General features: G+C 45.7%; 1 protein-coding gene. It reads left to right on the forward strand.

Annotation, left to right across the window (positions count from 1 at the left end; translation table 11 throughout):
• Window positions 1–3,101 (forward strand): hemagglutinin repeat-containing protein (locus tag Q0O89_RS10465; RefSeq protein ID WP_366516031.1); only part of this gene is annotated, 3,101 nt, incomplete at both ends.

Raw genomic sequence — 3,101 nt, forward strand, 5'->3', positions numbered from 1 at the left:
AAGCCGACCGCATCCAAAATAAAGATGAAACCCTTGCCGGCAAAGTCTCTTCTGCGACCATTGCAGCACGCCAACGCTTGGATTTGGGCGCGCGCGAAATCCTGAACCAAACGGACGATTACAATCCAAATAAAAAAGGCGGCGCTTTTATTTATAGCGGTGGCGATATTCAATTTGGTCGCCGGTTGGATGCTAATCATCAAGCCACCGGTAATGCTGCGGTATTTCGCAACAACAGTAGTATTGTGGAAGCCGACAAGCATATAGCATTAAATGTTGATGACATTGAAAACAACAATATTCACTATCGCTCAGAAATACAAGAAACCAGCAATAAAACGGTGAATAAATCGTATATTATTCCAACAGGTGAGGCAGTTTATAATGACGGCAATGTTACCGCCATTCCAACCTCACAACTCAAAAAATTTAGCTTTAGTCGTACATGGAAATATGCTCATGCCTATGCAGATAAAGATTATCCGGTTGTTGGCAAAGACACGAAATTGACCGGTACTACAGCACTGGCCATGCCAAATGATATTTCTTGTGATAGTCAAGGACATTGCAACTTAAGCAAAGCCGGCATTTATACCAAAGACAGTGCGGTTTGGAATTATTTCCATATCACCCCACCAGCAGAAGATATGCCGCCATTAACCCCGGAGATGGCGGCGGCATTAGCTCGCATAGCGAAAACAGAAGAGCATTTAACGGACGCTGAGCTTGATGCTCGTGAACAAGAAATCGCCAAGTCAGGTTTACCGACTAACCCGACACCACAAGAACGCCAAGATTATACCTTGCTCGCGCCATATATCACATGGACAAACAAATATGCGGATACCTATAAAGCATTATCAGAAGCCATTGAAGCACAAAATAACAGAATTATTGGCACAGTATACAGTGACTTCTGGGAATTAAACGTTAATCGTGAAATTACGCGTGAAAATGTCACCCAAACCAGCTTACCGGCACAAATCTTAGCGGGTGGAGATATCACTTATCGCACCAAGCGTTTTCTCAACGATAAAAGTGCGGTGATTTCCGGTGGAAATTTAACGGGCGAGTTAACCCAACTAACAAATCGCGATGATGTGGATGCGATTTTCCAAACCATTGAACAAGGCAATCGCGACTTTACCTACACCAAATGGCGCGGTGGGTTTAAACGCTATTTTCAACGCAAATACAATAGTCATGGCCCATTAAAACGCATCAAAACCGAGCACAAAGACATGAATATTTTTGTGGTAGAGACCCACAAAAATCCACAGGCGCAGCCGAATTATGTCAACACAAAAGCCGTTAACCATGTGACGACACCGGAAAATAACGTCAATTTAACCGCACTTTCTGCTTATAACGACATTAAGGTTTCTACACGCCAAGATGGACTTGAAGTGCGTTCGATAAAGGCTGATACTCGCCTGCCAACCCAAAGCCTATATCGTATTAATCCACAAGCCGACAGCCATGTGTTAATTGAAACCGACCCTGCTTTTACCAACCAAAAACGTTGGCTCAGCTCCGATTATATGTACAACGCCCTACGCCATGACCACGAAAACGTGCATAAACGTTTAGGTGATGGCTATTATGAACAGCGTTTGGTGCGAGAGCAAATCAACCGCTTAACGGGCAGAAACTTTGTGGGCGACTACACGGATTTTGACAGCCAATATCGTGGCTTGATGGATGCCGGTATCACCTTTGCACAAAAATTTAATTTACGCCCCGGCGTTTCTCTGTCACCAAGTCAAGTGGCAAGCCTAACTTCTGATATTGTTTGGCTGGAAGAAGAAACCGTGACCCTAGAAGATGGTAGCCAACAAAAGGTGCTGGTGCCCAAAGTGTATGCAGTCATCAAAGAGGGGGATTTACAGGCTAACGGTGCGTTGATTTCGGCTCAAAACCTTGACTTAAAAACCCAAGAACTCATCAACCAAGGCACGATTGCCGGACGTGATGTGGCGTTGTTTAATGCCAACCGTCTTTCCAACAGTGGCAATCTTTCCGCCAAAATATTCAGCGCCAACATCAACGGCGATATGAACAACACCGGCAACATTACCGCCGAAAATGCCCTATTGCTCAATGTCACAGGCAATTTGACCCACCAAAGCACCTTACGCACCGATGACGTCAATCTTAATGGGTATGCTTACAAAGACACCCATCTTGACCGCAAAGGCTTGCTACATGTCAAAGGTGAAAATGGCACGTTACAAATTGCCGCCGGGAATCTCACCATTGCCGGTGCAGACATCATCAATGATGGCTCAGGCGTCACTTACTTGAATGCCCAAAACGCTTTAAATTTAACCGCACTTTCTACGGCACACAGTGAAAACCTAGGCAGTGGTGACCATTATCGCCACGAAAGCCAACAAGGCATTGCAATCAGCCGCGTACAAGGTAAGGGCGATGTGGTGCTATCAGGCGCTTCCATTCAAAGCGAAGCGGCGCAACTTGAAGCAGAAAAACGCCTCGCTCTCCTTGCTGAAAACAACATCACATTAGGTACGGCAACCACAAGCGCAAATCTTGAAGAGCATCATCGATATAAAAGTGGCAGCCTGGCCAAAACCATTAAAACCACAGATTTACATCAAGCGGCGGAAACGCTGGTAGGAAGCCAATTATCTGGCGAACAGATTCAGGTAATGGCAGGTAAAAATCTTCATGCCACGGCGGTGCAAATGGTTGCGGATAAGGATGTATCCCTAAGCGCGGTAGAAAATATCAATATTTTAGCCGGCACCAATCATTTTAAAGACGAATACCGCGAAACCAAGAAAACCTCTGGGGTGTTTACCGGTGGCAGCGCAGGCATTACCTTTGGTTCAAAATCCGAAAAACATACCTTTGACACCGAAGGCTGGACACAATCTGACGCACGCAGTGCCATTGGTTCACTCAGTGGTAATGTCAGCATTCAAGCGGGCAAACACGCCAATGTGTTAGGCACAGACTTAATCGCCCAACAAGACAACACCCTTGCGATTTTTGGGGAAAGCCTCACCATTGAAGCCGGCAAAGACCGCATCGAAAGCCATGAATCCCATGAATATAAACAGTCGGGGTTGACGATTGCG

The organism is uncultured Actinobacillus sp. (genome assembly GCF_945915845.1).
Classification (GTDB): Bacteria; Pseudomonadota; Gammaproteobacteria; order Enterobacterales; family Pasteurellaceae; genus Exercitatus.